A 26842-nucleotide genomic window follows, 5' to 3' on the forward strand; every position below is an offset into this window, starting at 1 on the left:
CCGCCGACGGACGCTGCACCGCAGAAGGTGAACCGCACGAGAGAAGGCCTCTGCGCGCGAAAACGTCCTTGCGCGGCGCGGTTCACCTTCTCTCGGGCGGCCGGGCCCGAGCGGTAGCCGCGGCCGAGCGGCGCCTCAGCCGCGCATCGCCGCCAGCAACGCGAGCAGCTCCTGCTCACCGACGATCGGGATGCCGTACTGCCTGGCCTTGCGCGCCTTGCCGGACAGACTGTCGACATCGGCCGCGACGAGCAGTTTGACCTTCTTGGTGATGGCAGCCCACGGGATGACGTCGCGGGCGAGGAGCAGGTCTTCGTAGTGCGACCGCGGCTGCCCCATCTGCCCGGTGAGCACCACGAGGTCACCGCGCGACAGCTCGAACTGTGGCTTCCCCGGACCTGCCGGCACCGTCGCGGGCGAGGCCGTGAGCGGTGCGCTCGGCGGCGAGCTGATCGCGGCGGTGACGCTGGCGTCATCGAGGTCGAGGAGGAGCGCGACCTGGGCGAGGTCGGACAGCTCCGCATCGGTCAGTTCGCCGTCGGCCCACGCGACCGCCGCGAGATCGCCGAAGTACCGCTCGTGCAACCGTCCGAGCACCCGGTCGCCGATGCCCAGCTCCCGCGCGAGCGTGCGCAAGCCGTCCATCTCGTCGACCGTCAGCAGACCGTCGGCGAGCGCGACGTCCAGCTGCGCACGATAGGCGGCGTGCGCACGCGCACGAGGCGAGTCCTCATCGGTCTCCGGGAGGGCGGCGGTCGTGCGCTGGAGGAACGTCGAGGTCGTCGGAACGTCCCGCTCGCGCGTACGCGTCACCCAGTCGACCTGCTGCGGCGACAGCGGGAGGGGCGGCCAGGACTGCTGCTCGGCGATCCGGTCGTACCGGTCCCACGTCTCATGGCCACGGTTGTCGGCCAGGTAGGCGGCAAGCAGTCGGGCGGTGGCCTCGGCATCGACGAGCGCCTCATGCGCGTTCACGAGCTCGATGTCATAGGCGGAACAGCAGTCGGCGAGCGATCGCCCCGCCCCGGGGAGGAACTCGCGCGCGAGCTGCATCGTGCACAGCGCCCCACCCTGCTCGACCGGCGACCCGACGCCCAGGCGGGCGAGCTCTGCCCGCAGGAACCGCTCCTCGAATTGCGCGTTGTGCGCCACCACGATCCGGCCGTCGAGCAACGCACCCAGCTGCGGGGCGATCTGCGAGAAGAGCGGTGCGCGCATCGCGTCCTTGCCCGTGATGCCGTGGATGTGGACGGGTCCGAGATCCCGCTCCGGGTTCACGACCGTCTCCCACCGGTTCTCGATCTCGCCGGTGGGGCCGACGTGCACCACGGCGACTTCGACGACCCTGTGGTGATACTCCGGAGCGAATCCCGTGGTCTCGAAATCGATGACCGCGAACCCGTGATCGGGCATGTCGGCTCCTTCTGTGGGTGGCGCGAGGCACGGCACAAGCCGGCATCGAGCACGATGGGCGCTGGATCGCAGCGCTGGACGGTGCACAGTCGTCACCGCCAAACTACCCGATTCGCATCCCCCGAAGGGGAGGCAGAGCCGCCGGTGACGATGTCCGACAGCTGTCACGAGGCGTGGTCCCACTCACTGGACCGCGCGCACATTGTTCTAGTAGCATTTAGAACATGTTGTTCCGCCTCGATCACGGGTCCGCCGTGTCGCTCGCCACCCAGATCGTTGATCAGGTGCGCACCGCCATCATCGACGGCACGCTGCAACCCGGCGAGCGCCTCCCACCGGCACGGGACCTCGCCACCGCCCTCGACGTCAACATGCACACCGTCCTGCGCGCGTACGGGCTCCTGCGCGACGCGCACCTGATCGACATGCGGCAGGGTCGAGGCGCCTGGGTCCGGCCGGACGTCGATGCCACAGCAGCCAGGCTGCGGGTGGCGGAACTCGCCGAACAATTCCTCGCCGAGGCGAACAAGATCGGACTCTCGAGAGCCGAGATCCTGCACCTGATCGGAGAATCATGAGCACCACGGGCCAGCACGATGACGCGCAACGGCCGACCGGACCCGCGCCAGTGAGCGGGAGCGACGGCCGCGGTTCTGGTGGTCGTGGTCGCGTCGCCCTCGCGGTGGTCGCGCTCTGGCTGCCGGCCATCGCGATCCTCCTCAGCTGGTCCGCGTGGTCGAATCAGCTGCCGAAGACCCTACCCATCCACTGGAGCGGGACGGGGACTCCCGACGGATTCGACGCGACGGACTCCATCTTCATCACCACGCTCTGCTTCGCCGTGGGGGCCGCGCTCTTCGGAACGCTGTGCGCCTACCTGCCGGTGGTCCGCCCGCTGCTTCGACGAGGCATCCTCGGGTTCGCCGGTCTCGTCGGCGGCGTCGCGGCATCGGCCTGGATCCTCTCCGGCTGGCTCACGATCCAGGCCGGAGGGGATCCCGAGCAGGCCGTCCTCGGCGCGTGGGTGATCCTCCCGCTGCTCGGGACGGCGTGGGGCGTTGTGCCCTGGGTGCTGCACCCGAAGACCGCCGTGGCGGCCAGGTCCGGAAACGGCCTGCGTCCGATCCCGCTCGCGTCGACCGAGACCGGGGCCTGGAGCAGAACCTCGACCGGTGTCGCCTTCATCTGGGTGGCGATCGGGTTCGTGGCCCTCACAGGAGGACTCATGATCCCGCTGGTGCTGAACGAAGGGGTCAACGGGATCTTCCCCGGTGCGGTCATGCTGGTCGCGACGCTGCTCATCGTCTCGTTCATCCGCATCCGCGTCACCGTCGACCGCCGTGGGCTCCGCGTCGTCTCGACAACGCTCGGCATCCCCTTCAAGCGGATCCCGTTGCACGAGATCGACGCCGTCCAGACCGAAGAGCTCGTCCCGATGCAGTGGGGCGGCTGGGGCTACCGGGTCATGCCGGGACGCAGCGCGGTCGTCCTGCACGGAGGCGAAGGCATCGTCGTCACCCGGTCGAACGGCACGCTCTTCGCGGTCAGCATCCCCGATGCGGCCACCGGGGCGAGCCTCCTCGAGGCGTTGCGGGAGCGGGAGCGCGCCGAGCGGAACTGACGCCGCTCTCGCGTCGGACACCTCGCTCCTGTTCGCAATTCAGGACGGGTCCGGCGTGTCGCGCCGATCTGCGGCGAGCGCGGGTCGACACACCGGGGCGCTCCTGAATTGCGAACAGGAGCGCCCGGACGATCCCCAGCCAGAACCTCTACTGTTGGGTAATGAAGCGACGTCCCGTTGAACCCATCTACAGCACAGCTGTCGGCGTCGGCCGGTCGCTCTTCGGATTCTGGCGACTCAAACGGCACGTGACGGGCATCGAGCATCTCCCGAACACCGGTGGAGCAGTCATCGCGATGACCCACTTCGGCTACCTGGAATTCGCGCTCGTCGAGTGGGCGACCGTCCTCCACAACAAGCGCCGCATCCGCTTCATGGCCAAGAAGGGCGCATTCGACAAGCCCGTTGTCGGCTGGCTGCTCCGCGGGATGCACCACATCTCGGTCGACATGAAAGCCGGCGCCGCGGCCTACGGCAACGCGGTCAAAGCCCTCCGCAGCGGCGAACTCATCGGCGTCTTCCCCGAGGCAGGCGTGAGCGCATCGTTCACCGTCCGCGACCTCAAATCCGGGGCCGTCCGCCTCGCCTCGGAAGCGAACGTGCCCATCATCCCCGTCGCCGTGTGGGGCGGACATCGACTCCTCACCAAGAACCACAAGGTCCGGTTCCGCGACCGGTTCGGCGTGCCGGTGCACTTCGCATTCGGCGAGCCGATGTCGGTCACCGCGAACGACGACGTCACGGCCAGGACCACGGAGCTGCGCGACCGCCTGCAGCACATGGTCGACGGCCTGCAGGCGGACTACCCCGTCGACGGTACGGGCCAGTGGTGGCAGCCGCGACACCTCGGCGGAACCGCCCCGACCCCCGACGAGGCGGCCGCCGCCGACCTCGAACGCGACCGCCGCCGCGAGGCGAAAACCGTCGCCTGAGCGGGCGAATCCACCGTTTCCGCGACGAACCCCTCCTCGGACGCATATCGCACTCGGCGGCGAGCTTGCCCTGAATACGACAGCTGACTCGTAGTCTGTGTGAGCACATCCGCCCAGCACGAGGAGATCCATGTCAGTCACAAAGCGTCGCTGGTGGCTGCCCGGATGGTTCCGACGCAAGAAACACGCGCCGGAGGCGATCGCTCCGACTGAGATCGATTCCAGTGTCCGCGATGCCGCGGAGACGGTCGTGGCAGAGGTGTATGTCGCAGGGCCGGTCGTTGCAGGGCCGGTCGCTCCCGAAGCCCCCGCTGCCCCCGCCGCCCCCGACGCCGCCGCCGCCGACGCCGCCGCAACCACCGTCACCGACCCGGCTTCCATCCCCGACTTCACCGTCGCCGATGACAGCATCGTCGCCTCCCAAGCGCTGCTCGACGATCTCGACGCCGCAACCCCCGTCATCGAGCGTCTCGCCGCCGACGTGCTCGCGGTCGAGGGTCCCATCCCGACACTGCGCCTCGTCTACACCGTCGCACGCAAGCTGGGATTCGACCAGATCGGCGACACCCGCCGCCAGGACGTCGCCGCGGTGATCACCGCATCGCAGACGGTCGTCGACGGGTTCGTGTGGCCTGCCGGCATCGATCCGACGGTGTGGACGGGCGTGCGCCGCACCCTCAGCCGCGAGGATCGCGCCATCACCGAGATCAGCCCGGTCGAGATCGCCAACGCGATCGTCATCGTCCTCGGCGCTGCGGTGCCGGCGCCGGTGGAACGCGAAACCGCGATCCGCGGAACAGCCGACCTCCTCGGCTACGGACGGCTGGGTGAATCAGCCCGGCGATGGTTCGACCTGGCGATCTCCGCGGCGATCGTGCGCGGCCGATTCATCGAGGACGACGGCGCCCTGCGCCTCCCCTGAGCAGCCTCGCGCTGCAGCCGCGAGCTGCTGAACGCCCGGAGTGCAGCGCCGAACCGTCGGATGCGACCACGTTCGGGAAACCGCCGCCATCCGGATTCTGGCACGACCAGTTCGGTGGTCATGCCGCAGTCCGGCGGGTGATGGGACGGTACGTGATCGCACCCTGGGTTTCGGGTGGGTACCAGGTACAGCTTGGCCTCACCTCGCGCTCCGTGCATCGGGGGAAACCCGCGATCTTGCCCAGTGCGGACCCGATGTCAACCCCCGGAGGCCGATGGGACATCATCCGTGGCGGCGCGTAGGGTCGTCGGCGATGTCCACGGAAATACTTCTGCGGACATCGTGACGAATCGTCCACGAGTTCCGTCTCATCAGTAGACCGGAACAGACCGGACACAAAGGAGGCACACATGAGTGCATCGGACAAGATCAAGAACGCCGCCGAAGATCTGGGCGGCAAGGCCAAGGAAGCCTACGGCAAGGCCACCGGAGACGACAGCAAGGTCGTCGAGGGTAAGGCGGACCAGGCGAAGGCCGGCGCCAAGAAGGCTGTCGAGGACGTCAAGGACTCCCTCAAGTAGCAGCTCGCGTCGTGGATGCCCCGCTGCGAAGCGGGGCATTCCTTCGTCAACCGACACCCATCGGCCATCCCGCATCGGTGATGGCCCGCACCCCACACGGAGTTCATTGTGAGTTTTCTTGGTTTTCTGCTGCTCGGCCTCATCGCCGGCGCCATCGCGAAGGCGATCCTCCCCGGTAAGCAGGGCGGCGGTTGGTTCGTCACGCTGCTGCTCGGCGTCGTCGGCGCGTTGCTCGGTGGATGGATCGGCGGTGCGCTCTTCGGCGTGAACCTGCAGGAGTTCTTCTCCCTCGCCACGTGGGCGCTCGCGATCGGTGGTTCGATCATCGTGCTGCTCATCTACGGCGCGATCGTCGGACGCCGCAAGACCGCCTAGTCCCGCACCGCCAACCGACCGTCCCGCCGCCCCGCCCTCAGCTCGCGAGCTGACACTCGTGGCGGTTCTCGGCACGGCAGAACGGCCACTGCTGACAGCTCGCGAGCTGGCAGCAGTGGCCGTTTTCAGGCCGTCAGAACAGCCACAAGTGACAGTTCGCGGGCTGGGAGCGGGGGACGGCGGCGGGACGGGGACGGTCAGGGGGCGAAGGGGTCCGCGATGCCGACGTAGCGGGTCTCGAGGTACTCCTCGATGCCCTCGAAGCCGCCCTCACGGCCGAGGCCGGACTGCTTGACGCCTCCGAACGGCGCGGCCGGGTTCGAGACGATGCCCGTGTTGACGCCGAACATGCCCACTTCCAGCTCCTCCGAGAGGCGCAGGGCCCGGTTGAGATCACGCGTGAACGCGTACGCGACGAGACCGAACTCGGTGTCGTTCGCCAGCCGGATCGCCTCCTCCTCCGTGTCGAACGCGATGATGGGAGCCACCGGTCCGAAGATCTCCTCGTGCAGGATCCGCGCATCGGCCGGCACGCCGGTGAGCACGGTCGGTTCGTAGAAGTAGCCAGCCCCGGGGACCGCACGTCCGCCGAGGGCGAGCGTGGCGCCCGCGGCGACGGAGGCCTCCACGAGCTCGTGCACCTTCTCACGCGTGCCCTCGTCGACGAGCGGGCCGATCTTCGACGACGGGTCCGTTCCACGTGCAACCGTGTGCTCGCGCATCCGAGCGACGAGCTTCTCGGTAAACTCGTCAAGGACCGATCGGTGGACGATGAGCCGGTTCGCGGCCGTGCACGCCTCACCGCCGTTGCGGAGCTTGGCGAGCATCGCACCGTCCACGGCCTTGTCGACGTCGGCGTCCTCGAACACCAGGAACGGCGCGTTGCCGCCGAGCTCCATCGACACCCGAAGGACCTGCTCCGCGGCATCGGCGATGAGTCGACGACCGACCTCGGTCGACCCCGTGAAGGACAGCTTCCGCAGCCGTGCGTCCTTGATGAGCGGACCCGTGACGGCCCCGGCCTTCGTCGTCTGCACGACGTTGAGCACCCCGGCGGGCAGCCCGGCCTCCTGCAGCACCTGCGCGAAGAGCAGCGAGGTGAGCGGCGTCAGAGCGGCCGGCTTCAACACCATCGTGCAACCGGCGGCGATGGCGGGAGCGATCTTGCGCGTCGCCATCGCCAACGGGAAGTTCCACGGCGTGATGAACAGGCTCGGCCCGACGGGACGCTTCGTCACGAGCAGGCGACTCTTGCCGTCCGGCGCCGTCGCGAACCGCCCGGAGATCCGTGCGGTCTCCTCGGAGAACCAGCGGAGGAACTCCGCGCCGTACGCGACCTCGCCCCGCGACTCGGCGAGCGGCTTGCCCATCTCGAGCGTCATGAGGAGGGCGAAGTCGTCGGCGCGGGCGGTGACTGCATCGAACGCACGACGCAGGATCTCTGCACGGTCGCGAGGCCCCGTGCGAGCCCAGTCGCGCTGCGCGGCATCGGCGGCGGCCAGGGCGGCTTCACCGTCTGCAGGAGACGCATCGGCGATCTCGAGGAGCGTGTCGCCCGTCGACGGATCGGTCACGGCGAAGGTGGCGCCATCGGAAGCCGAGCGCCACTCACCGCCGATCAGCAGACCGGTCGGCAGGGAATCGAGGAGCGCACGCTCATCGGCCGGGGTGATGGAAGTCATGGTCACAGTGCCTTTCGGAGGATGCCGATGACGTCGTCGGCGGTCGGCTGCAGCGGGGTGTTGACGGTGACGGCGTCGGCGAGGGTGTCGGCGGCGAGCGATGCGAGCGCCGCTTCCGTGACACCGAACTGCGACAGCGGAGCGCTCATCCCGACCGCCTCGGCGAGCGACGCGACGGCGACGATCGCGGCCTCGGCGTTCGCCTGGACCGACGCCGCGGTGTCACCGACCCCCAGTGCGAACGCGACGCGTGCCAAGCGCGCCTCACGGACCGGGAGCGAGAAGCGCAGGACGTCCTCGATCACGATGCACAACGCGAGGCCGTGCGGGATGTTGAACTGACCGCCGAGCGGGTGGGCGATGCCGTGCACGAGACCGAGGCCCGTGTGCGAGAACCCGACGCCGGCGACGTGGCTCGCGAGCAGCAGCTCCGAACGCGCCTCGATGTCGGTGCCGTCCGCGACGGCCCGCGGCAGGTACTCGGCCACCGTGGAGATCACTTGGAGCGCGATGCCGTCGGAGTACGGGTTCGCCCGCACGGACAGGTAGGACTCGAGGGCGTGCGTGAGCGCATCCATCCCGGTGGCGGCGGTCGCCGACGGCGGGAGCCCGACGGTCAGGTCCGGGTCGAGGATGGCGGCCCTGGCGAGCGCGCTCGTGTGGCCGACGTAGAACTTCCGGTGCCCGACGACATCGGTGATGACGCCGAACGCGTTGACCTCGGCGCCCGTCCCGGCGGTCGTGGGGATCGCGATGATCGGCAACGCCTCGTTCGCGAAGTCGGAGGTGTAGTCCAGGTCGACGCCGCGCTGCGGGTTGACCGCGCCGAGCGAGATCCCCTTCGCGGCGTCCATCGACGAGCCGCCGCCGACGGCGACGATCGCTCCGGCACCTGCAGCTGCCGCGGCATCGCTGCCCTCGTCGACGCACGTCGTGGTCGGGTTGGGCGTCACGCCGCCGTAGACGGTGACGAGGATGCCGGCCGCTTCGAGCGATTCACGCACACTCGTGACGATGGGCGAGGCCGCGAGGAACGGGTCCGTCACGATGAGCGCCGTCTGCGCGCCGGTCGAGGCGACGAGCGCACCGACCTCGGCGACCCGGCCACGACCGAAGTGCGCGATCGGCTTCGGGTCGAGCGTCAGCTCCGTCTCAGCGAGCGGCTTCGGAAGCGGGGCGAGTGCGGTGCCGGACGTGGCCGATGCGCCGGGCATGCCGGCCGCACGGGATGCGGGGATGGTCATGCTGAGGCTCCTTCGAGTCGCAGTTCGGTGCCGATGAGGTCCTCGTAGAGCTTCACGGGCGTCATCTCGCCCGCCTTGTCGCCGTACTGCGCCTTCGCGCGGCGGTAGATCTGCTCGACCAGGCTGGAGAGCTCCGCCGGAACGCCGACCGACCGGGCGAGGTCGATCGAGAGCCCGAGGTCCTTGCAGGCGAGGGCGATCGCGAAGCCCTCGTCGTAGTCGCCGTGATCGAGGATCGACAGGACGTCGTTCTGGACGAAGTTGCTGTTGGCGGGACTCGCGACGAGCGATGCGCGGAGCACGTCGAGGTCGACACCGGCCTTCACCCCGATGCTGAGCACCTCCGCCGTCGCGACGAGGTGCGAGAACCACAGCTGGTTGATCATGAGCTTGACCGCGTAGCCGGCGCCGTTCGCCCCGACGTGGAGGATGCGCTCGGGGTCGCCCATGGCCTCGAAGACGGGACGGAGGCGGGTGACGTCTGCTGCGTCGCCGCCGACGAAGATCTGCAGCATGCCGTTCGCCGCGCCGACCGACATGCCGCTCACGGGGGCGTCGAGGATGTGCAGCCCGCGGTGGGCGTGATCCGCGCGGACGCGATCCGCGACATCGGGGACGGAGGTCGACATGTCGATCCAGGTGCCGCCATCGGCGATCCCCGCGAGGATGCCGGTCGGCCCGTTGACGACCGCGTCGACGTGGCGTGGGGTCGGGAGCATCGTGATGACGACGTCGCTCGCGGCGGCGACCTCTGCGGCGGTGTCGGCCCAGATCGCACCGCCGGCGATGAGGTCGGCGGCGGATTCATGACGGATGTCGTTGACGACGAGCGGGAACCCGGCCTGCTGCAGGTTGCGCGTCATGCCGGAGCCCATGTTGCCGAGGCCGATGAAGCCGACGGTCACTGGTGGGGCTGCGGCGTCGGAACGGGGTGGGGTGTCGAGGGAAGGGGATGGTGCGTTCATGATGACTCGATTCGGGGAGGCCCTTCGACAAGCTCAGGGACCGGTGGAGACGGAGTGGGCCCTTCGACAAGCTCAGGGACCGGGACCGGACGCTGAGGACCAGGACCGGTCACTGAGCTTGTCGAAGTGGGAGGTGATGAGGGGACTGGGGTGGGCCCTTCGACAAGCCCAGGGACCGGGCGAAAACGTCGCTCGCACGAGGATCAGCCGAGGTCGATCCAGGTGGTCTTGAGGGCGGTGTAGGAGTCGAGGGCGTGCAGTGAACGGTCGCGGCCGGAACCGGACCCCTTGAACCCGCCGAACGGCGTGATGACGTCGGCGACGTCGAAGGTGTTCACCCACACGGTGCCGGCGCGCAAGGAGCGGGCCGCACGATGCGCGGTCGTGAGGTCGGACGTCCACACGCTCGCAGCCAGCCCGTACTCGGACTCGTTCGCGACCCGGATCGCCTCCTCGGCACCCGACACCGTGGTGACGGACAGCGCCGGCCCGAAGATCTCCTCCCGGCCGATGCGTGAGGCGTTGTCCACGCGGTCGAACACGGTCGGTTCGACGTAGTACCCGCCTTCGAGGCCGTCCGGCCGCAGCTGCGAACCGCCGTGGACCACGGCCCCTTCGGACCGTGCGACATCGACGTAGTCCAGCACTCGTGTCAGCTGGCGTTCGCTCGCGATCGTCCCGATCTGGGTCGCCTCGTCGAGCGGATCGCCCTGCACGAGCCCCCGGCCGACGCGCAGTACGGCGTCGACGAGTTCATCGTGCACACGCTCATCGACGATGAGGCGGCTGCCACCGTGGCAGGTCTGGCCGGCGTTGTAGAAGATGCCCCACGCGACAGCCGATGCGCACGCCTCGATGTCCGCGACATCCGCGAGCACCACTTGCGGCGACTTGCCGCCGAGTTCCAGCGACACCTGCTTGCCGTTGGATTCGCCGGCGTAGGTGAGGAATCCGCGGCCGACGGCGGGCGACCCGGTGAAGGTCAGCTTGTCGACGAGGGGATGCCGCCCCAGCGCCTGCCCGGCGACCGGACCCAACCCGGGGACCACGTTGAACACACCGGCGGGAACGCCAGCTTCGACCGCCAACTCCGCCAGCTTCAGCGCGGACAAGCTCGTGAGCTCGGCAGGCTTCAGGACGACCGAGTTGCCCGTCGCAAGCGCCGGCGCCAGCTTCCATGCCGTGATGATGAGCGGATAATTCCACGGCACAACGGCGCCGACAACCCCAAGCGCCTCCCGCGTCACCAACGCAAGCGCGTTCTCCGGCGCCGGTGCGACCTCGTCCGAGACCTTGTCGATCGCCTCCGCGTACCACCGGAACACCCGCGCCGCATTCGGCACGTCGACCCGCAGCGAGTCGCCGATGGGATGCCCGGAGTCGAGCGATTCGAGCAACGCCAGCTCCTCGAGATGCTCGAGCATCAGGTCCGACAGGCGGATGAGCACCCTCTGCCGTTCGCGACGATCGGCACGCGACCAGACGCCGGACTCGAACGCGCGCGCGGCCGCCCGCACCGCTGCGTCGATGTCCGCTTCGCCACCGGCACTCACCGAGGCGATGACCGAGCCGTCGCGGGGCGCGATCGTCTCGAAGGTGGCGCCGTCCGCAGCTGCGCGGAAGTCGCCGTCGATGAACAGGCGCGTCTCCGGCCGGAGTGCCGCAGCCCGTTCGATCCAGTGGTTCATGTGTGGTTGTCCTTCACTCCGTGGGGTGGTGGGGGTTGAGAGGTGTTCGGGCCCTTCGACAAGCTCAGGGACCGGAGGTCGGGCCCTTCGACAAGCTCAGGGACCGGCGCTCAGACCGTGTAGGCCTTCACAGCGTCCCAGTCGATCTGCACACCGAGGCCCGGCGCATCCGGCACGGCGAGCGTCCCGTCCGCATCGATCCGCAACGGCTCCATAAAGAAGTCGCGGCGCTCAGGCGTCCACCCGGGCGGGTCGAACGGGTACTCGAGGTACGGTCCGGCATCGACGCCGGCGGCGACGTGGAGGTTCGCGAGCAGACCGAGCCCGTTGCTCCAGGTGTGCGGCGTGAAGAGACGATGCCGCAGGTTCGCGGACTCGGCGACGAGCCTGGCCCGATACATCCCTACCGCCAACGCGACATCCGGCTGGTACACGTCGAACGCATCGGCCTCGATGAGCGCCATCATCTCGCTGAGACTCCGGACCATCTCACCGCCCGCGATCTGGATGCCCGTCTGCGCTCGGACCCGCTGCGCGCCGGTCACGTCGACCTGCGGCAGCGGCTCCTCGAGCCACAGCACGTCCAGCTCGCGCAGCTGCGCCGCGACCCGCTGGACCTTCGCGAGCGGCAGTGCGGCATCGATGTCTCCCGACATGCGCCACATCTGGTTGAGGTCGACCATCAGATCGAAGTCCGGTCCGACCGCCTCACGAGCGGCCCTGACCGATGCGATGCCCTCGGCCAGCCGATCCCGTGCGATCCGGATCTTCACCGCCTTGAAGCCGAGCTCCTTCGCCGCGAGCACCGACTGCGCCCGCTGCTCCGGCCCCTGCAGCTCACCGCTCGACGCGTACACCGGCAGCCGATCGCGCGCCCCACCGAACAGGACGCTGACCGGGAGGCCGGCGACCTGCCCGATGATGTCCCACAGCGCCGCTTCCAACGGCCAGTAGCGGCCGCCGTGGAAGTTGATCGTCTCGATGCGGCGCACCTGGTTGATGATCTGCATCGGATCCGTGCCGATGAACAGGTGCTCGTACGCCTCGAACCCGTCCATCGTGTCGCCGGAGCCGTAGCCGACGACGCCGGCATCGGTCTCGACGGTCACGAGGGTCGCCGCGAACGAGGTGCGCGGCTCCGGGTCCCAGGACGCGTTGAACGGCGGATCGAGGGGCAGGATCATCCGGGTGAGCCGGATGGCGGTGATCTTCATGGTTCAGGCCTTCGGTGTGTAGAACGGATTCGACGGGGCGTCGCGGGCGGCGATCACGTCGGCGGTCAGCGGCAGCGATGCCGCACCGTTCGCCAACGCGGTCCGCGTGGACGTCCGGTTGTGCTCGTAGACCGCATCGGCGTCATCGGCCCCCGGGTTCACCCAGACGGCGGCGATGATCACGTGCGTGTCCGCCTGCTCCTCGCTGATGATGCCCTCGGCGACGGCGTCGGCGACTCCCGCCGCGACGCCCGCCTGCGCAGGCCCCCAGATGAGGAGCCCGTGCGCATCATCCGCCGGAGCGGCCTTCGTGACGAAGAGCGTGAGCGGCTTCACCGGGAGCGATGGGCGCAGCACGGCCACGAAGGGCACATGCCCCGCGCTCGGGGTGGCGAGCGCGGTCGCCCACGCCACCCCCGCCGGACCGTCCCGATGTCCGAGGACGGTGTTGATGTGTGCGGCGTTCACACCGTCGCCGACGAAGCTCTCGCCGATCTGGGTGAGTTGTGGCATCAGATGAGCCCCTGTTCCTTGAGCCAGTCGGTCGCGATGTCGGCCGGGTCGTCACCGTCGACATCGGCCTGGGCGTTCAGCTTCTGCATCTCCTCGGTGGTGAGGAGCTTGGAGAGCGGTGCGAGGATCTCGGCGATCGCCGGGTACTTGTCGAGCGTCGTCTGCTTGAGCGTGAACGCACCCTGGTAGACGGGGAAGAACTCCTTGTCGTCCTGCATCACGACGAGGTCGAGGGCCGGGATGCGGCCGTCGGTCTGGAAGACCTCGCCGAAGTTGCAGTCCGCGCCCTTCTGGGTCGCCGTGTAGATGACGCCGGTGTCGAGCAGGGCGACGTTCGAGTCCGGGACGTTGATGCCGTACGCCGCCTTGAGTCCCGGCCAGCCGTCATCACGCGTCGAGAACTCGCTCTCGATGCAGAACGTCTGCTCGGAGGCGGGCAGCTTCGCGATGTCGCTGAGTGTCTTCACACCGAGCTCCTTCGCCTTGTCGGCGCGGATCGCGAACGCGTAGGTGTTGTTGAGGGGGGCCGGGTCGAGCCAGGCGATGCCGTTCTTCGCGTCGGCCTCCTTCGTCGCCGTGAACTGGGCTTCCGCGCCCTGGACCGGCGTGGTGTTGCCGTTGTAGGTGATCCAGGACGTGCCGGTGTACTCCCAGTAGCCGAGGAACGCATCGCTCTCGAGGGCCGCGCGGACGTTGGCCGAGCCGACGAGCTTCGTGTTGGCCTTGGTGTCTGCGCCGTGGGCGTTGAGCAGCTGGCTGGTGAGGTGGGCGAGGATGAACTGCTCGGAGAAGTCCTTCGCTCCGATGTCGCCGGACAGGCCGTCGAGGTCGCTGCCCTTGCTGCCGGCATCGGCTGCGCCGCCGCTCGAACAGGCGGACAGGGCGAGGACACCGGCGGCTGCGAGGCCGATGAGGGAGAGGACGGTGCGTTTCTTCATTGAGTGCTCCTTGGTGGATGGGGTGACGGGTGTTCGGGTGAAGCTGTGAGCGTGCGAGTGGCGGGCCGTGCTCGCCGGGCAGGTCCGGAGATCCGCCGCTAGATGCCCTTCGGCTTGAGGAGGTCCTCCGCGATGCCGGCGAGCCAGTCGATCAGGAGGGCGATGCACGCCACGAGGACGGCGCCGACCACAAGAACGGGGAAGCGCTGCAGTTTGAGGCCGTTGACGATCATGTCGCCGAGGCCGCCCGCGTTGATGAAGGTGGCGATCGTCGCGACACCGACACAGAACACGAGCGAGGTCCGCAGCCCGGCCAGGATCACCGGCACGGCGAGCGGGAGTTCGATGCGCAGCAGGACCTGGTTGGGCGTCATCCCCATGCCGCGTGCGGATTCACGGACGTTCGCGTCGACCTGCTGCAGGCCGATCATCGTGTTCCGCAGCACCGGCAGGAAGGCGTAGATGACGAGGGCGACGAGCGCGGTCGTGTATCCCGTCTGCCAGACGATCGCGAGCAGGATGACGACACCGACGGCCGGAGTCGCCTGCCCGACGTTCGCGATGCCGAGGATCGTGCCGCGCAGCGCCCGCGACCGGGTGCGGCTGAGCAGGATGCCCGTGGGGATCGCGAGGACGGCGACGAGCGCGGAGGCGACGACCGTGAGGCTCAGGTGCTCGCCGACGCGGAGGGTGATGTACGTCCAGTTGAGCGTGCGCTGCTCGATCGAGTCGAGGCTGAGCGACGAGACCCACAGGAGCAGGAGCGCGAGGACCACCACGACCACGATCGGCGTCGTGAAGCGCTTGAGGATGCGGAACCGGCCGCGCTCGTCCGGGAGCCGGTTCGCCGTGGCGATCGCCTGGGTTGCGGATTCGACGGTCATGTCAGGCTCCCGTTGCGGCGGTTCCGGCCGCCCCGGCTGCCCCGGCTGCGCTGGCTGATCCGGCCGCCGGCAGTTCCGCTCCGAGGGCTTCGGAGATCCGCTCGATGTCGAGGGAACCGACGATGCGGCCGTTCTCGGCCACGCCGATCGTCGAGCTGCCGATGAGCACGAGTGCGTCGAGCGCATCGCGGAGACTGTCGTCCGGTCCGACCGTGATCGCCGCAGCGGCTCCGGTCGCAGCGGCGGCGGGTCCGAGCCGCGCGGCGCTCACCGGGATGAGGCCAAGACGCTTGAGCGCCGCGCCCTTCCCGATGAAGGAGGACACGTAGTCGTTCGCCGGGTTGGCGAGGATATTCGCCGGCGTGTCGAACTGCTCGATGCTGCTCCGCTCGCTCAGCACCGCGATCCGGTCACCCAGCTTCACGGCCTCGTCGAAGTCGTGCGTGACGAAGATGATCGACTTCCCGATGCTCGCCTGCAACCGCAGGAACTCCGCCTGCAGCTTCTCGCGCGTGATCGGGTCAGTGGCGCCGAACGGCTCGTCCATCAACATAACGGGCGGGTCGGCCGCCAGGGCCCTCGCGACGCCGACGCGCTGCTGCTGGCCACCGGACAACTGCTTCGGGTAACGGCCGGCGAACACGCCGGGGTCGAGCTGCACGGTCTGGAGCAGCTCATCGACCCGGTCGGCCGTCCGCTGCTTCGTCCAGCCGAGGAGCTTCGGGACGACCGAGATGTTCTCTGCGATCGTCATGTGCGGGAACAGGCCGATCTGCTGGATGACGTAGCCGATGTGCCGGCGCAGCTCGTTCGGGTCGAGCGACAGGACGTCGCGACCGTCGATCGAGATCGAACCGGACGTCGGCTCGATGATCCGGTTGACCATCTTCATGGTCGTCGTCTTGCCGCATCCGGACGGGCCGACGAACATCACGAGTTCACCCGGTTCGACCGTCATCGAGAAGTCCTCGACGGCAGGAGCCGCCTGGCCGGGGTACACCTTCGTGACCCGGTCGAGCACGATGCTCGCGCCGCCGGTCTGGCTGGCGATGGCGTTGATGGCGGTGTTCGTTGACTCAGGCACGGAGCCCCCTCGAGGTGGTGTAGCGGGTAATCAGGACGAAGAGCGCGTCGACGATGAGCGCCAGGATGATCACGCCGAGCGTTCCGGTCAGCGCGAAGTTGAGTGCGTTCTTGGAGCCGAGCGACGACAGCCCCTGGAAGATGAACTGTCCGAGCCCCGGCCCAGCGACATATGCGGCGATCGCGGCGATGCCGATCGTCAGCTGCGCTGCGACCCGGACGCCGGTGAGGATGATGGGCCACGCCATCGGGAGTTGGATGCTGAAGAGCACCTTCGCGGGGCTCATCCCCATCCCTCGTGCGGCTTCCATGACCGCCGGCGGCACCTCCCGCAGGCCGACGACCGTGTTCCGGACGATGGGGAGCAGCGAGTAGAAGACGAGGGAGATGACGGTCGGCGTCCAGCCCAGCCCGAAGACGGGGGTGATGAGCGCGAGGAGCGCGAGCGACGGGATGGTCAGCGCGACACCGGCTGCTGCGATCGTGAACGAGCGCGGCACCGGCCGGTTCCAGACGATGAGGCCGATGCCGATGCCGACGACCATGGCGATGGCGAGCGACATCGCGACGACCGCCAGGTGCTGTCCGACGAGCTCCAGGATGTCGTCCCAGCGCCTGCTCCAGAAGCGGAACAGGCCGTCGAGATCGAATGTGGTCACCGATGGGCCTCCGTACTCGTCTTTGAGGGGATCCGCCGCTCGTGCGACGGGAGTGTGACACCGGGAACTCTACGGCGACGGTTATTATTTGCGCAACATGGGTTGTGCATATGGCAACCACGTGTTTAGGATGCTGCCATGTCGAACACAGTCGTCGGCGTCGGCCCCGAGGGACCCAGACGCAATTCAGCGGGACTCAGACGCGACCTCGAGCTGCTCCAGGTGCTCGGATCGCCTGAGGCGGAGCAGCAGGACGGACTTGGTGTCGTCCGGGTCGCCGAGCTCGTCGGGCGGGACAAGGGGATCGTCTCCCGCAGCCTCGCGACGCTCGCGGAGGCCGGGATCGTGGATCGCGACTCCGTGACCCACAACTACCGGCTCGGCTATCAGCTCTACGCCCTCGCGGCACGGACGATGGAGTCCCGCCTCGTCCGTGAAGCGCGCTCCTCACTGCGAAAGGTCGTGACGGCGACCCACGAGACCGCGCACCTGTGCGTGTTGCGCGGCGGCAGCGTGTTGACCCTGGCGAGCGAGATGAGCGATTACGCCTACCGCGGCATCGGCTGGGAGGGTGTCGCGACGGCCGCCTGGCAGACCTCGTCCGGCCGAGCCCTCATCAGCGAGTGGCCTGAGGACGACCTCCGCGAATGGTACGCGGCGCACGGCCACGACAACCCCGTGACGGGTCCGGCGGCCGCCGTTGTGCAGGGCGAGGTGCCCTCGCTCACCCCGACCCCGGCCCGCGACAAGATCCTCGTGACCGACTTCGCATCGCTGCAGGCGGAGCTCGCCAGGGTGCGCGAGCGCGGCTACGCGATGGTGGACGAGGAGTTCGAGTTGGGCGTCGTCGGTGTTTCGGCACCCATCCACGACTTCCGCGGCCGCGTCGTCGGCGCCATCAACGTGAGCGCCCCGAAGGTGCGACTCGGCGGGCAGCTCAACGCGCTCGGCTCGCTCGTCGCGCGGGTCGCAGGCGAGCTGTCGCAGGAGCTCGGCGCCGATCCGCGGTCTCGGGTGGTCGGGTCGTGAGCGGACCTGGTTCTGCGACGCATGAATCGAGCGCCCCGGGGGTGGAGGCGTCGGGGATGGATGCGTCGGCCCTGTTCGACCTCGGCGGTCGACTCGCCGTCGTGACGGGAGCCGACCGGGGGATCGGCGCCGCGATGGCGGTCGCGCTCGCCTCCGCAGGGGCGGATGTCATCGGCGTCTCCCGTTCGATCCCTGATGACGGCGGTGACACGGGTGCCGCCGTGCGCGCGGTCGGTCGGCGGTTCATCGCCGAGCGATGCGATCTGGGTGATCGGGCGGCGGTGGATGCACTCGTCCGCCGCCTGTCCGACGGCCGCCCGGTCGACATCCTGATCAACAACGCTGGCATCGTGCGGCGGTCCGCCGCCCTGGAACATGCCGATGACGACTGGGACGCCGTGCTGGAGATCGACCTGAGTGCCCCGTTCCGCCTGGCTCGTGGGCTGGGGCGAGGGATGGTCGAGCGCGGCTCGGGGCGCATCGTGTTCACCGCATCGCTGATGTCGTTCCTGTCCGGCGCAGGCGCCGTCTCATACGCCGCCGCGAAGTCCGGGATCTCGGGAGTCGTCCGCACGCTCTCCGACGAGTGGGCGCCGCACGGTGTGACCGTCAACGCGATCGCACCCGGCTACATCACCACGGAACTCACCGGGCCGACACACGCCGATCCGGCCTCCCACGAGCTCATCCGTTCCCGCATCCCGATGGCCCGCTGGGGGCGTCCGTCCGACCTCGCCGGCGCCACCGTCTTCCTCGCCTCGGACGCCTCCGCTTACGTCACCGGCATCACCCTCCCGGTCGACGGAGGCTACCTCGCCCACTAGCCACCCGCCTCTGCCCGCGAACTGTCACTCGTGGCTGTTCCCAGCCCCCGAAACCGACCACTGCTGTCAGCTCGCGAGCTGGCAGCAGTGGTCGGTTTCAGCATGTCGGAACCGCCACGAGTGCCAGTTCGCGGGCTGGCAGCAGCTGGTCAGACGAAGCGGATCGTCGACTGCAGCTTGGTGCGGGTGTCGAAGAGCTCGTTGCCGCCCATGCGGTCGATGCCGGGCAGTCCGGAGCGCAGCAGGTCCGCCAGACGGGATCGCGAGACGAGGACGGTGACGGGATGCCGCCGACCGATGATCTCCAACGACTCCTCGAGGGCTTCATCGGGTACCACGATGACGTACGCCGTGAACTTCACCCGCGCGGCCTTGCCGACCGTGCGAGCGCTGCGAACGAGCGACTTCACCGGCTCCTCGCCCGTCGCGAGCGTCTCACCGACGACTTCACCGCGATGCACGCGAACCGTCCCGCCCCAGTCCTCGGACTTGATGGCGAACAAGCCGGTCGGTCCGAGCACGACGTGGTCGACCTTCTGGTGTCCCGGCGCGAGGACGTCGTGCCACACGGTGTAGCCGATGCCGAGGGTCGAGACCGTTCTGGCGGTCGCCTCCTCCGCGAGAGCATTCGCCAGCTCATGGCGGATCTCGCGCGGTGCGGAGCGGACGAGTGCGGGATCGTACGGATCGGCCAGGTCTGTTCCGCGGCCGGCCCACTCTCGGATGAGTCGGAGATAGACCTCGCGGGAGTCTCCGCCCGGGTGCCCGTAGGTGCGGGCCCGCGGTCGTGAATCGGCACGCTGGGTGGACGATCCACCGGCGGAACCGGACGCCGTCCAGGTGCTGGGCTCGTCGGCGGCGGCGCTTGGCACGTTGCGGCCGCGATCGTAGGCAGCGCGATCCTGCTCCGTCCCGACGCGTTCCCAGGCGAGCTGGACCGCGTTGAAAGCTCTGGGATCGCCGCCCAGGTCTGGATGCGTTTCGCGCATCAGGCGCCGGTACGCCCGCCGGAGTTCATCCTGGCTCGCCGTGACACTCACACCCAGCACCTCGTAAGGAGTGGCTGAGAGAGGGCTCTCCGGCATCGTGCAGTTCGCTTCCGTGGGGTGTTTCGGCTGTGGTCCAGCTCATGAGACTACCGTGGCGAGCTGGGCACAGGCGCGGAATCGCAGGCTTTTCAAAGCGGCCGACCACCCCATCGTGAACCGCTCGTCGGCTGCGATCAGCCGGCGAGCTCGTCGAGGGACACCAGCCGAACTCCGTGATCGTGACTGAGCAACACCGCACGGACCTCGGCGCCGTTGGCGAGGCATCCGGCGCGCACCCCGCCGAGCAGCCGCCTGTCCGCGCTGTCGAGCGCCACCGGCCCAGGGCGCTCGGCAACGATCACCACCGTCTCAGCACCACATCCTGCGGCGATGCCGGCCAGCCCTTCTCCGAAGCGGACCATCTCCTCGTCGTCGAAGGATTCCGGGAAGTCGCTGATGGGCAGGAGTACCGGCACCTGGATGCCATCGGGCCCGATCATCCCGAACCAGATGCGGCGGACGATCGCACGACCGACCAGTTCGGCGAATCGTGCTTCCACCTCGTCGTCGGTGCGGATGGGAGCGGCTGCGGCTGTTTCGTCAAGGTTTGTCATACGACCCAGCCTCGGCGTTCGCGCATCGTTGGAACCGGGATCACGATGGCTGTGGACAACTCCCGAGTTCTCCACAGGTGGAGAACAGACCAGCGTCAGCGAACGACGGCAATTCCAGCAGCACCAGAACCGGCAGAACCAGCACCGCCAGCACCCACACCAGCCCCACCACCACCAGCAGCACCGGCCAACACCGCCGCCTCTGTCCGCGTCGACGCACCCAGCTTCCGCAGGATCGCCGAGACGTGCACGCTCGCGGTCTTCGTGCTGATGAACAGCCGCTCACCGATCTGCCGGTTGCTGAGCCCTGCCGCGACCAGTTCGAGCACCTGGCGCTCACGCGTGGTCAGCTCAGCCGCATCGTGGTTCCTCGCGCGGACACGGCCATCCGTCCCCAACCCGCCCCGAGCTGCCACGCCGCGAGCAAGCAGCGCGATGTGGCCCGCCCCGAGCGTCTCCGCCTCACCGATCGCCGCATCGAGCGTCGTCTGCGCGCCCGCGCGGTCTCCGCAAGCGAGCTGAGCCTCGCCGAGACGGAACCGGCTGTACGGCACGAGGAGCGCCGGTGCTTCTGGCAGTCGTGCAGCATCCACGGCCGCCTCCCACAACGCGGGGGAGTCCCCGGTGCGTCGCTCGCCGCCCAGCTCGGCGTTGAACACGGCCGTCCAGACGGGTGCGGACGGCCACGCGGCCTCCGCTTCGAGCAGGGCCCCCCATTGGGCTTCCCGCGCATCGAGCTCGTCCAGGGTGATGTCGGCCAGCGATGGCGGCAGCCCGCCGTCCAACACCCGTCCCCGCACCACGGCAAGCACGTGGGCGGCCGTCCCGAGGAACGTGAGGTCGTATGACGGCATCAACCGGTGATCCGGATCGGTCAGGACGCCGACGTTGGCCCATGCCTCTTCGACGTCGTCGCAGGCCAGCGCGACTTCCGCTGCGGCATGCGCCACCCCGAACCGCGTCTGGACCTCGAAGTGCGTGAGCCGCATCATGGATGGCCGCCAGGCGCGGTACAGCCGTTGCGCCTCCTGAGGATCGCCACGCCACAGCGTCTGGAGGACCTTCGACTTCCGGAGATACACCGAGAAGGCGAGCGGCGGTTCGAGCAGCAGGGTGCGATCGAGCGTCTCATCGGCTTCATCCCACCGCCCGAGGGCGATGAGCGGATCGATCGCGTTGGACGACAGGATGACCCCTGACGTTCGCTCCACCCCGAGGGCCTTCGCGCGGGCGACGCCACCGAGCGCCAGGTCGAGCGCCTCGTCGTAGCTGCCCAGCAGGTTGGCCATGTCAGAGGCGTTGACGCGATAGCGCAGCAGTGCGTTGGCATCGCCTTCCGCGAGGTGCTCCGCCGCCTTGAGCATGGCCCGTCCGAGGTCGACGTCGCCGCGATGGATGCGGCTGATCCCGCCGAGGTTGGCTGCGATCGACGCGTTCCGGGCCGATCCAGAGTTCAACGCCTCCGCAGCGGCCTCGTCGGTGAGCACGATGGCGCGGTCGACGTCGCCCTCGATCATCTCCCGCGCGCCGAGCGCGTTGAGGAGGACCGCTCGGAGGTCGCCGGGGGTCCCGCTCGGCACGAGTTCGAGTGCCTGTTCGAGGAGTCCGCGCCAACCGTCCTTGCCCACGTTGGTGAGGTACGACGCCTTGTCGCGGAGGAGTTTCGCTTGGACGAGGTCTGAGCGGTCGTCGTGTTCGTCGAGCGCGAGGTCGACCATGGCGATGGAACGCTCGCTCTCTCCGGCGTTGCGCAGGGCTGATGCCGTTCGGCGCATATGTTCCGATTTGGGTGCGCCGACCTGCTCCCGCGCATCGGGGATCTGGTCCCACAGCGAGAGCAGACGCTCGCCCAGCTGCGCCTCCGTGCTGTAGGCGAACGCGCAGTGCGCTTCGTCCATCGCGGTGAGCGTGACCGGGAAGGCTCGCGCCGGATTGCCCGCTGCGAGCCAGTGGTGCGAGATCTCAGCGGCCACGGGCGTATCGGATGGCAGCTTTTCCAGCGCCTCGGCGAACGCCGCATGGAATCGGGCTCGCTCTCCCGGAAGCAGATCGGCGTGGATCGCCTCCCTGACGAGTGCATGCCGGAAGCAGTATGCATTGTCGTCGACGATGAGCACGCCGGCCGATACGGCCTCTCGGACTGCCTGTTCCAGCTCGTCGGCGCTCCCGGGGAACACCGCTTCGATGAGCTGGTGTTCGACGCTGACTCCGCCGGCCGAGAAGAGCCGGAGAACCTGTTGGGAGTGCTGTTCGAGGCGTTCGTAGCGGGCGAGCAACAGTTCGCGGAGGGTGTCGGGCAGCTCGGCGCCGCTGCACGTCTCATCGATCCCGAGCAGTTCCTCAACGAAGAACGGCACACCCTCACTGCGTGTGTACACGCTCTCGATGGAGGACTCCGCCGGTGTGGTCCCGAGAATCAGTTCGGCCTGCCGCTTGACCTGTGCGCGTGTGAGTCGACCGACCTCGTGCCTGGCCACGCGTCGCGTGCGGTCGAGTTCCGTCAGGAATGCGCGCAGCGGATGACCGCGCGGGACGTCGTCGCTGCGGTAGGTCAGGAGGATCATGACCCGATCGCACTGCAGGACGCGGACGAGGAAGGACAGGAGACGGAGCGTGGCGCCATCGGCCCAGTGCAGGTCCTCGATGACCATCACGACCGGACGATCCTTCGCGAACGTCTCCAGCAGCACGGCGATGGTCTCGTGCAGGCGCGCGACGCCGCCGTCGCGGATCTCGCCCGCATGCTCGCCGAGCGATGGGAGGAGCGCGGCGAGCGACTCCCGCCCGGGCCCGGCCGCCTCCAGGACCGCGTCGGCGCCGACACGCGCCACCAGGTCGCGGAGGACGTTGGTGATGGGCGCGTACGGCGCCGCGACCTGACCGAGGTCGACGCACTGCCCGGCGATGACGAGCGCGGAGCCACGCACGGAACGGATGAACTCGTCGACCAGACGCGTCTTGCCGATCCCGGCCTCTCCGCTCACGACGACCCCACGAGGTTCGCCGCCGTCCACGATCGCGAAGACTTCGCGCAGGACCACGAGGTCGGCCTCTCGGCCGATCATCGTGGGGCTCGTTGCGGGGAACTGCATGCCGATATGGTCCCACGGACCTCCGGCACTGACGACCACTGTATCCGCGTTCCAGTCGCGTTCGAGGCGAGCGATCCGCTCGTCGATCGACCTCACCGGTGTGCGACGGCGCCGACGGACGCGTGCGCGGCTCGCGATGCGCCAGCTGCCCTGGCACGCTCGTCGCGCTGTCCGACCCGACCGCCGACGATGCCACGGACGGTGTTGCCGATGCCGCGCAGCACACGGGCGAACGGGCTCGGGTGCCAGACGATCTGCGACCGCACCTCTGCCGCTCCGACGCCGGCCGTCTCGACCGCCAGACGCTCCTCTTCGATGAGCTCGCCGATCATGCGGCGGCGTTCGAGCGTGCGCATCAGGTCGTGCTCGCGGAACCTGATCGCTGCCGTCGACACCAGTTCAGACGAGATGTACATGGTCTTCCTCCTCAGCGGGAGCCGAACCGGCCCCTCGATGTCATCCATCGTTCTCGCTGAGGTAGCACCCCTACGTCGGGCAACTGCCCTATATCTGGGTCGGTCCCGCGTCCCCCCTCACGTCTTGTCTGAGGTGGTGCGAAGCGCTCATGTCGGCATGTGTACTCAGAACACGCGGATACGGAATCTATCTGCGGCGAGTGCCAGTCGTTCATCGGTGACGAAAATGGCCTCGGGACTGAGGCCGATCAGTTCCGTTTCTGGAAGCCAGATGGCGCGGCAGGTACCACCGCCGAATTTGCGGCCGAAGTGGATTCCTCGCGCCGAAGTGCCGTCATCGAATGTCCACCCTCGCACAAGAGCTGCAACAGCGCCCGTGATGATGCGGTTCTCACCCCTGAGTACGGCGGTCGTCAGCGTCGTCACGCGCTGCTCGGCGAGGACACTCGTCAACTCCGCCTCAAGGACAGAGAGAGTGTCGGGGTGTTCGACATCCACCCACCACCCGGTGCCCGCCGCTGCGATCTCGAAGACAGCCCGATCGTGACGCCACATCGCCGGGATCGCACCAACACCCATAAAGCCGTGCTCTGCCCACTCCGTAGCGATGATCTCGAGGAACTCATCGCGCTTCAGACCCAATGCGGCCGCGTCCGCCTCCAACGGGTCGATCATGCCGACCTGTCTCTTGAATGGCGAGAGCACCTCTGCGAACGCGGACGTCGCCTCACTCGCAACGTACAGAGTGGAGCCGGCAGTGTCATACCTTCCCCACTGACGAGGGTCGGAACCAGAGACCCGGATCGGGGCCGAAAGAGGCCCGTACTTCGGCTTCGCGATGCGGAAGAAGCGATCGGTGGGGTCGTTGGCGAGGAGCCGAATGCCGGTCATGGCGCACGTGCGTGTGACCGCAGCGATGCTCATGCGTCAGGCAGTCCGCCGAGGAAGCCTTCCATCGCCTGGACCACATCGTGGAGTCGATCCTCACGGATCGCGGTCAATGGCGTGACCTCATCCAACAGCGGATTCCCGCCGATGAACCATTGACGCGCGACATGGCTCCCCTCGGCGTCCTCGAGCTGACGCCAGATCCGATGCGCGAACTGCAGGCGCCGTGAGAAATCCGTGGACGGCTCGGGGCCGTCCGGCTTCGCCCACTTGCTCGGGAGCTTCCGATCACGTGATCCTGTCAGCGCTGCAACGAGCGTCGGACCCAATGCCCGATTCAGCTCCGCCGCGATCTGATGGCTGTCCATACGCGCAGTTCGCCCATGCTGCGCTGTTGTCGTGAGTTCGGCCATACACTCGACCATACCCTCAAAAACCCCAAACTTTACCCCGAACTTCCCCATGCGAGCGACAAACGCGTCTCATGGATGCCACAACGGCATGACCGACGTCGCGCTAGAACCGGACTCAGGGCGCCGGCAGCAGGATCGCGTCGTCGATGAGACGACGGATCTGGGGGAGGAGTTCGCCGAGCAGCGCCGCCTCATCCACCTCGGTGAGCTGCGCGATGGCGCCGACGATCGCGGCGGTGGACAGGTCGCCGTCGCAGGCGCCCACGAATCCGGCCAGCGCGGTGCCGAGCTGCACGGTCCGCCCGAATCCGCCACCCTGCCGGAGCAGCATCGCGGTCGGGTGTTCGTCGCCCGGCCAGTAGTGGCGTTCCTCGGTGATGTCACCGGCGAGGGTCAGCCGTTCCGCGACGAGCGCCGCGTCGTCGAGCGCAGCCTCCCAATCGCGCGCCGTCACACACGCGGCGAGGTGGGCGCCGAGCCCTGAGGCGTTGGAGCCTGCCTGGCTGTGCTGGCGTTCGAAGCGCAGCATGGGTTCGATCGAGACGGATCCGCTGGACCCCTCGACGGTGTTCACGGCGGGCGTCCCGAGCGCTTCGTCGCGGCTCACCGAGCCCCGGCGCAGCAGCACATAGCCGAAGCCGACACCCGTCACGTCCCGCGCTGCGAAGTCGTCGAGCCACGCTGCGCACAGTCGTTCGAACGCCGGCGTGCCCTGGCGGGTGCCGCCATCCCGGATCCAGGTCTCGGCGTATTCCGCCGGGTCCTGGAAGTCGCGTTCGACGACCCAGGCCTCGACCTCGTCGGTCTGCCTCGCGGCGTCGACCCAGCCGGCGACCCGTTCGAGTCCGTCGGCCTCGTCGCGGTACTCCCAGTTGCCGAGGAACTGCGCGATGCCGCCCTCTGTGAGGTGGTCCGCAGCACCCAGGACGACGGATTCGACGAGTGCGTCACCGACGAGTCCGCCGTCTCGGTACTCGTAGTTCGGCACGCCCTCGATGCGCGGCGTGATGACGAACGGCGGGTTCGACACGATGCGGTCGAACCGCTCTCCTGCGAGCGGTTCGAACATGCTCCCCAGCCGGAACTCGATCGAGTCGACGCCGTTGAGCGCAGCGTTCATGGCGGCGAGTTCGAGGGCGCGCGTCGAGATGTCGGTGGCGACGACGCGGTCGGCGATGCGAGCGAGGTGCAGCGCCTGGATGCCACATCCGGTGCCGAGGTCGAGGGCGGTGCCGATCGACTCGGGCAGGATGATGCCGCTCAGCGTCATCGATGCGCCGCCGACGCCGAGCACGTGCTGCTCGCCGAGTTCGTGACCGAGCGCGAGTTCGCCGAGATCGGAGGCGATCCACCACGCACCGCTGCCGAACGCGTCGACCCACGCGTACGGGCGGAGGTCGAGCAGCGGCAGGACAGGAGCGTCGTCCGGCGCCGTGATCAGTCCGAGCGCCACGGCGCCGTCGAGGCCGAGCGTCGGCAGGGCCGTCGCGAGGTCGTCCGCCGGGACCGGGAGTCCGAGGATGAAGAGTGTGGCGATGGTCGCGATGGGCTCGGCGCCGAGCACACCGCGTCGTGCGTCCAGCTCTCGGACGGCGACGACCCGGTTGCCGCGGTGCAGCGCGGCGTCTGCGGTTTCGCCCCACAGTCCACGCACCCGCTCCACCGTGTAGCCGGCGTTCGAGAGGTCGGTCCGGAGTCGTTCGATCTGCTGCGCGTCCACGTTCCAAGTGTCCCATCCGCTCGGGTCGCCAGGTGCCGATGCCGCTCACACCGCACGAAGCGTTCGGCCTCCTCCTGGGCTGACGCGAGCCCGCACGCAGAGAA

26 protein-coding genes are annotated in these 26842 nt (G+C 68.6%); 8 read left to right on the top strand and 18 right to left on the bottom strand.

Going from position 1 to position 26842, the window contains the following annotated elements; translation table 11 throughout:
• Positions 1–135: 135 nt before the first annotated feature.
• Positions 136–1413, bottom strand: coding sequence for an exonuclease domain-containing protein (locus tag ACL9RL_RS07455; RefSeq protein WP_422779599.1), 1278 nt, complete (start codon positions 1411–1413; stop codon positions 136–138).
• Between the two features lie 224 nt (positions 1414–1637).
• Between ACL9RL_RS07455 and ACL9RL_RS07460 the strand changes: the two genes are divergently transcribed.
• The 6 genes from ACL9RL_RS07460 to ACL9RL_RS07485 all read left to right on the top strand — a co-directional run bounded on the left by ACL9RL_RS07460 (position 1638) and on the right by ACL9RL_RS07485 (position 5844).
• Positions 1638–1991 carry a GntR family transcriptional regulator gene (locus ACL9RL_RS07460; RefSeq protein ID WP_422779600.1) on the top strand — a complete coding sequence of 118 codons (354 nt, stop codon included), beginning with the start codon at positions 1638–1640 and terminating at the stop codon, positions 1989–1991.
• Positions 1988–3034 carry a hypothetical protein gene (locus tag ACL9RL_RS07465; protein WP_422779601.1) on the top strand — a complete coding sequence of 349 codons (1047 nt, stop codon included), beginning with the start codon at positions 1988–1990 and terminating at the stop codon, positions 3032–3034. Before ACL9RL_RS07460 ends, ACL9RL_RS07465 begins: the two co-directional genes overlap by 4 nt.
• A gap of 161 nt (positions 3035–3195) precedes the next feature.
• Positions 3196–3966, top strand: a complete 771-nt coding sequence (locus ACL9RL_RS07470; RefSeq protein WP_422779602.1) for a lysophospholipid acyltransferase family protein — start codon at positions 3196–3198, stop codon at positions 3964–3966.
• Between the two features lie 130 nt (positions 3967–4096).
• Entirely contained in the window at positions 4097–4888 is a 792-nt protein-coding gene (locus ACL9RL_RS07475) for a DUF3320 domain-containing protein (RefSeq protein WP_422779603.1), read from the top strand.
• 410 nt (positions 4889–5298) lie between these two features.
• The gene (locus ACL9RL_RS07480) at positions 5299–5469 is read left to right on the top strand and encodes a CsbD family protein (protein ID WP_422779604.1); all 171 of its coding nucleotides are present in this window, start codon (positions 5299–5301) and stop codon (positions 5467–5469) included.
• A gap of 108 nt (positions 5470–5577) precedes the next feature.
• On the top strand, positions 5578–5844 hold the full coding sequence (locus ACL9RL_RS07485) for a GlsB/YeaQ/YmgE family stress response membrane protein (RefSeq protein ID WP_422779605.1): 267 nt from the start codon (positions 5578–5580) through the stop codon (positions 5842–5844).
• Between the two features lie 197 nt (positions 5845–6041).
• Here ACL9RL_RS07485 and ACL9RL_RS07490 read toward each other — a convergent pair whose 3' ends face one another.
• From ACL9RL_RS07490 to ACL9RL_RS07535, 10 genes are all read right to left on the bottom strand, one after another.
• A complete protein-coding gene (locus ACL9RL_RS07490) occupies positions 6042–7526 on the bottom strand; it encodes an NAD-dependent succinate-semialdehyde dehydrogenase (RefSeq protein WP_422779606.1) in 1485 nt (494 codons plus the stop codon).
• Between the two features lie 2 nt (positions 7527–7528).
• Complete coding sequence (locus tag ACL9RL_RS07495; RefSeq protein WP_422779607.1) at positions 7529–8770, bottom strand: iron-containing alcohol dehydrogenase family protein; 1242 nt, start codon at positions 8768–8770, stop codon at positions 7529–7531.
• Positions 8767–9735: an NAD(P)-dependent oxidoreductase gene (locus ACL9RL_RS07500; protein ID WP_422779608.1), complete on the bottom strand. Its 969-nt coding sequence runs from the start codon at positions 9733–9735 to the stop codon at positions 8767–8769. The genes ACL9RL_RS07495 and ACL9RL_RS07500 overlap by 4 nt, the downstream gene beginning before the upstream one ends.
• A gap of 203 nt (positions 9736–9938) precedes the next feature.
• On the bottom strand, positions 9939–11423 hold the full coding sequence (locus ACL9RL_RS07505) for an aldehyde dehydrogenase family protein (protein WP_422779609.1): 1485 nt from the start codon (positions 11421–11423) through the stop codon (positions 9939–9941).
• Between the two features lie 110 nt (positions 11424–11533).
• On the bottom strand, positions 11534–12637 hold the full coding sequence (locus tag ACL9RL_RS07510; protein WP_422779610.1) for a mandelate racemase/muconate lactonizing enzyme family protein: 1104 nt from the start codon (positions 12635–12637) through the stop codon (positions 11534–11536).
• Between the two features lie 3 nt (positions 12638–12640).
• Positions 12641–13150 (bottom strand): formaldehyde-activating enzyme, encoded by a 510-nt coding sequence (gene fae / locus ACL9RL_RS07515; protein WP_422779611.1) that lies wholly within the window; start codon positions 13148–13150, stop codon positions 12641–12643.
• The gene (locus tag ACL9RL_RS07520) at positions 13150–14088 is read right to left on the bottom strand and encodes a glycine betaine ABC transporter substrate-binding protein (RefSeq protein ID WP_422779612.1); all 939 of its coding nucleotides are present in this window, start codon (positions 14086–14088) and stop codon (positions 13150–13152) included. The genes fae and ACL9RL_RS07520 overlap by 1 nt, the downstream gene beginning before the upstream one ends.
• Positions 14089–14186: 98 nt before the next feature.
• Positions 14187–14972 (bottom strand): ABC transporter permease, encoded by a 786-nt coding sequence (locus ACL9RL_RS07525; protein ID WP_422779613.1) that lies wholly within the window; start codon positions 14970–14972, stop codon positions 14187–14189.
• 1 nt (position 14973) lies between these two features.
• Positions 14974–16056, bottom strand: a complete 1083-nt coding sequence (locus ACL9RL_RS07530; RefSeq protein WP_422779614.1) for an ABC transporter ATP-binding protein — start codon at positions 16054–16056, stop codon at positions 14974–14976.
• On the bottom strand, positions 16049–16690 hold the full coding sequence (locus ACL9RL_RS07535) for an ABC transporter permease (protein WP_422779846.1): 642 nt from the start codon (positions 16688–16690) through the stop codon (positions 16049–16051). Before ACL9RL_RS07535 ends, ACL9RL_RS07530 begins: the two co-directional genes overlap by 8 nt.
• A gap of 162 nt (positions 16691–16852) precedes the next feature.
• Between ACL9RL_RS07535 and ACL9RL_RS07540 the strand changes: the two genes are divergently transcribed.
• Together ACL9RL_RS07540 and ACL9RL_RS07545 are read left to right on the top strand one after the other, a co-directional pair.
• Positions 16853–17743 (top strand): IclR family transcriptional regulator, encoded by an 891-nt coding sequence (locus ACL9RL_RS07540; RefSeq protein ID WP_422779615.1) that lies wholly within the window; start codon positions 16853–16855, stop codon positions 17741–17743.
• A 56-nt stretch (positions 17744–17799) separates the two neighbouring features.
• Positions 17800–18567 carry an SDR family oxidoreductase gene (locus ACL9RL_RS07545; protein WP_422779616.1) on the top strand — a complete coding sequence of 256 codons (768 nt, stop codon included), beginning with the start codon at positions 17800–17802 and terminating at the stop codon, positions 18565–18567.
• Between the two features lie 149 nt (positions 18568–18716).
• Here the strand turns inward: ACL9RL_RS07545 and ACL9RL_RS07550 are convergent, their stop codons facing one another.
• The 7 genes from ACL9RL_RS07550 to ACL9RL_RS07580 form a co-directional block, all read right to left on the bottom strand.
• The gene (locus ACL9RL_RS07550; RefSeq protein WP_422779617.1) at positions 18717–19652 is read right to left on the bottom strand and encodes a J domain-containing protein; all 936 of its coding nucleotides are present in this window, start codon (positions 19650–19652) and stop codon (positions 18717–18719) included.
• A 137-nt stretch (positions 19653–19789) separates the two neighbouring features.
• Positions 19790–20209: a hypothetical protein gene (locus ACL9RL_RS07555; protein ID WP_422779618.1), complete on the bottom strand. Its 420-nt coding sequence runs from the start codon at positions 20207–20209 to the stop codon at positions 19790–19792.
• A 95-nt stretch (positions 20210–20304) separates the two neighbouring features.
• Complete coding sequence (locus ACL9RL_RS07560; RefSeq protein ID WP_422779619.1) at positions 20305–23301, bottom strand: helix-turn-helix transcriptional regulator; 2997 nt, start codon at positions 23299–23301, stop codon at positions 20305–20307.
• 92 nt (positions 23302–23393) lie between these two features.
• Positions 23394–23717, bottom strand: a complete 324-nt coding sequence (locus ACL9RL_RS07565) for a hypothetical protein (RefSeq protein ID WP_422779620.1) — start codon at positions 23715–23717, stop codon at positions 23394–23396.
• 165 nt (positions 23718–23882) lie between these two features.
• On the bottom strand, positions 23883–24380 hold the full coding sequence (locus ACL9RL_RS07570; protein ID WP_422779621.1) for a hypothetical protein: 498 nt from the start codon (positions 24378–24380) through the stop codon (positions 23883–23885).
• A gap of 257 nt (positions 24381–24637) precedes the next feature.
• Entirely contained in the window at positions 24638–25018 is a 381-nt protein-coding gene (locus tag ACL9RL_RS07575; RefSeq protein ID WP_422779622.1) for a hypothetical protein, read from the bottom strand.
• 115 nt (positions 25019–25133) lie between these two features.
• Positions 25134–26738 carry a DUF7059 domain-containing protein gene (locus tag ACL9RL_RS07580; RefSeq protein ID WP_422779623.1) on the bottom strand — a complete coding sequence of 535 codons (1605 nt, stop codon included), beginning with the start codon at positions 26736–26738 and terminating at the stop codon, positions 25134–25136.
• Between the last annotated feature and the right edge of the window lie 104 nt (positions 26739–26842).

It is taken from the genome of Plantibacter sp. Mn2098 (assembly GCF_049319745.1).
In the GTDB taxonomy this organism is placed as follows: domain Bacteria; phylum Actinomycetota; class Actinomycetes; order Actinomycetales; family Microbacteriaceae; genus Plantibacter.

Bases quoted from the DNA above. Each gene is read 5' to 3' on its own strand.
- ACL9RL_RS07455 (WP_422779599.1), bottom strand. From the start codon at position 1,413: ATGCCCGATCACGGGTTCGCGGTCATCGATTTCGAGACCACGGGATTC.
- ACL9RL_RS07460 (WP_422779600.1), top strand. From the start codon at position 1,638: ATGTTGTTCCGCCTCGATCACGGGTCCGCCGTGTCGCTCGCCACCCAG.
- ACL9RL_RS07465 (WP_422779601.1), top strand. From the start codon at position 1,988: ATGAGCACCACGGGCCAGCACGATGACGCGCAACGGCCGACCGGACCC.
- ACL9RL_RS07470 (WP_422779602.1), top strand. From the start codon at position 3,196: ATGAAGCGACGTCCCGTTGAACCCATCTACAGCACAGCTGTCGGCGTC.
- ACL9RL_RS07475 (WP_422779603.1), top strand. From the start codon at position 4,097: ATGTCAGTCACAAAGCGTCGCTGGTGGCTGCCCGGATGGTTCCGACGC.
- ACL9RL_RS07480 (WP_422779604.1), top strand. From the start codon at position 5,299: ATGAGTGCATCGGACAAGATCAAGAACGCCGCCGAAGATCTGGGCGGC.
- ACL9RL_RS07490 (WP_422779606.1), bottom strand. From the start codon at position 7,526: ATGACTTCCATCACCCCGGCCGATGAGCGTGCGCTCCTCGATTCCCTG.
- ACL9RL_RS07495 (WP_422779607.1), bottom strand. From the start codon at position 8,770: ATGACCATCCCCGCATCCCGTGCGGCCGGCATGCCCGGCGCATCGGCC.
- ACL9RL_RS07500 (WP_422779608.1), bottom strand. From the start codon at position 9,735: ATGAACGCACCATCCCCTTCCCTCGACACCCCACCCCGTTCCGACGCC.
- ACL9RL_RS07505 (WP_422779609.1), bottom strand. From the start codon at position 11,423: ATGAACCACTGGATCGAACGGGCTGCGGCACTCCGGCCGGAGACGCGC.
- ACL9RL_RS07510 (WP_422779610.1), bottom strand. From the start codon at position 12,637: ATGAAGATCACCGCCATCCGGCTCACCCGGATGATCCTGCCCCTCGAT.
- fae (WP_422779611.1), bottom strand. From the start codon at position 13,150: ATGCCACAACTCACCCAGATCGGCGAGAGCTTCGTCGGCGACGGTGTG.
- ACL9RL_RS07520 (WP_422779612.1), bottom strand. From the start codon at position 14,088: ATGAAGAAACGCACCGTCCTCTCCCTCATCGGCCTCGCAGCCGCCGGT.
- ACL9RL_RS07525 (WP_422779613.1), bottom strand. From the start codon at position 14,972: ATGACCGTCGAATCCGCAACCCAGGCGATCGCCACGGCGAACCGGCTC.
- ACL9RL_RS07540 (WP_422779615.1), top strand. From the start codon at position 16,853: ATGTCGAACACAGTCGTCGGCGTCGGCCCCGAGGGACCCAGACGCAAT.
- ACL9RL_RS07545 (WP_422779616.1), top strand. From the start codon at position 17,800: ATGGATGCGTCGGCCCTGTTCGACCTCGGCGGTCGACTCGCCGTCGTG.
- ACL9RL_RS07550 (WP_422779617.1), bottom strand. From the start codon at position 19,652: ATGCCGGAGAGCCCTCTCTCAGCCACTCCTTACGAGGTGCTGGGTGTG.
- ACL9RL_RS07555 (WP_422779618.1), bottom strand. From the start codon at position 20,209: ATGACAAACCTTGACGAAACAGCCGCAGCCGCTCCCATCCGCACCGAC.
- ACL9RL_RS07560 (WP_422779619.1), bottom strand. From the start codon at position 23,301: ATGCAGTTCCCCGCAACGAGCCCCACGATGATCGGCCGAGAGGCCGAC.
- ACL9RL_RS07565 (WP_422779620.1), bottom strand. From the start codon at position 23,717: ATGTACATCTCGTCTGAACTGGTGTCGACGGCAGCGATCAGGTTCCGC.
- ACL9RL_RS07575 (WP_422779622.1), bottom strand. From the start codon at position 25,018: ATGGCCGAACTCACGACAACAGCGCAGCATGGGCGAACTGCGCGTATG.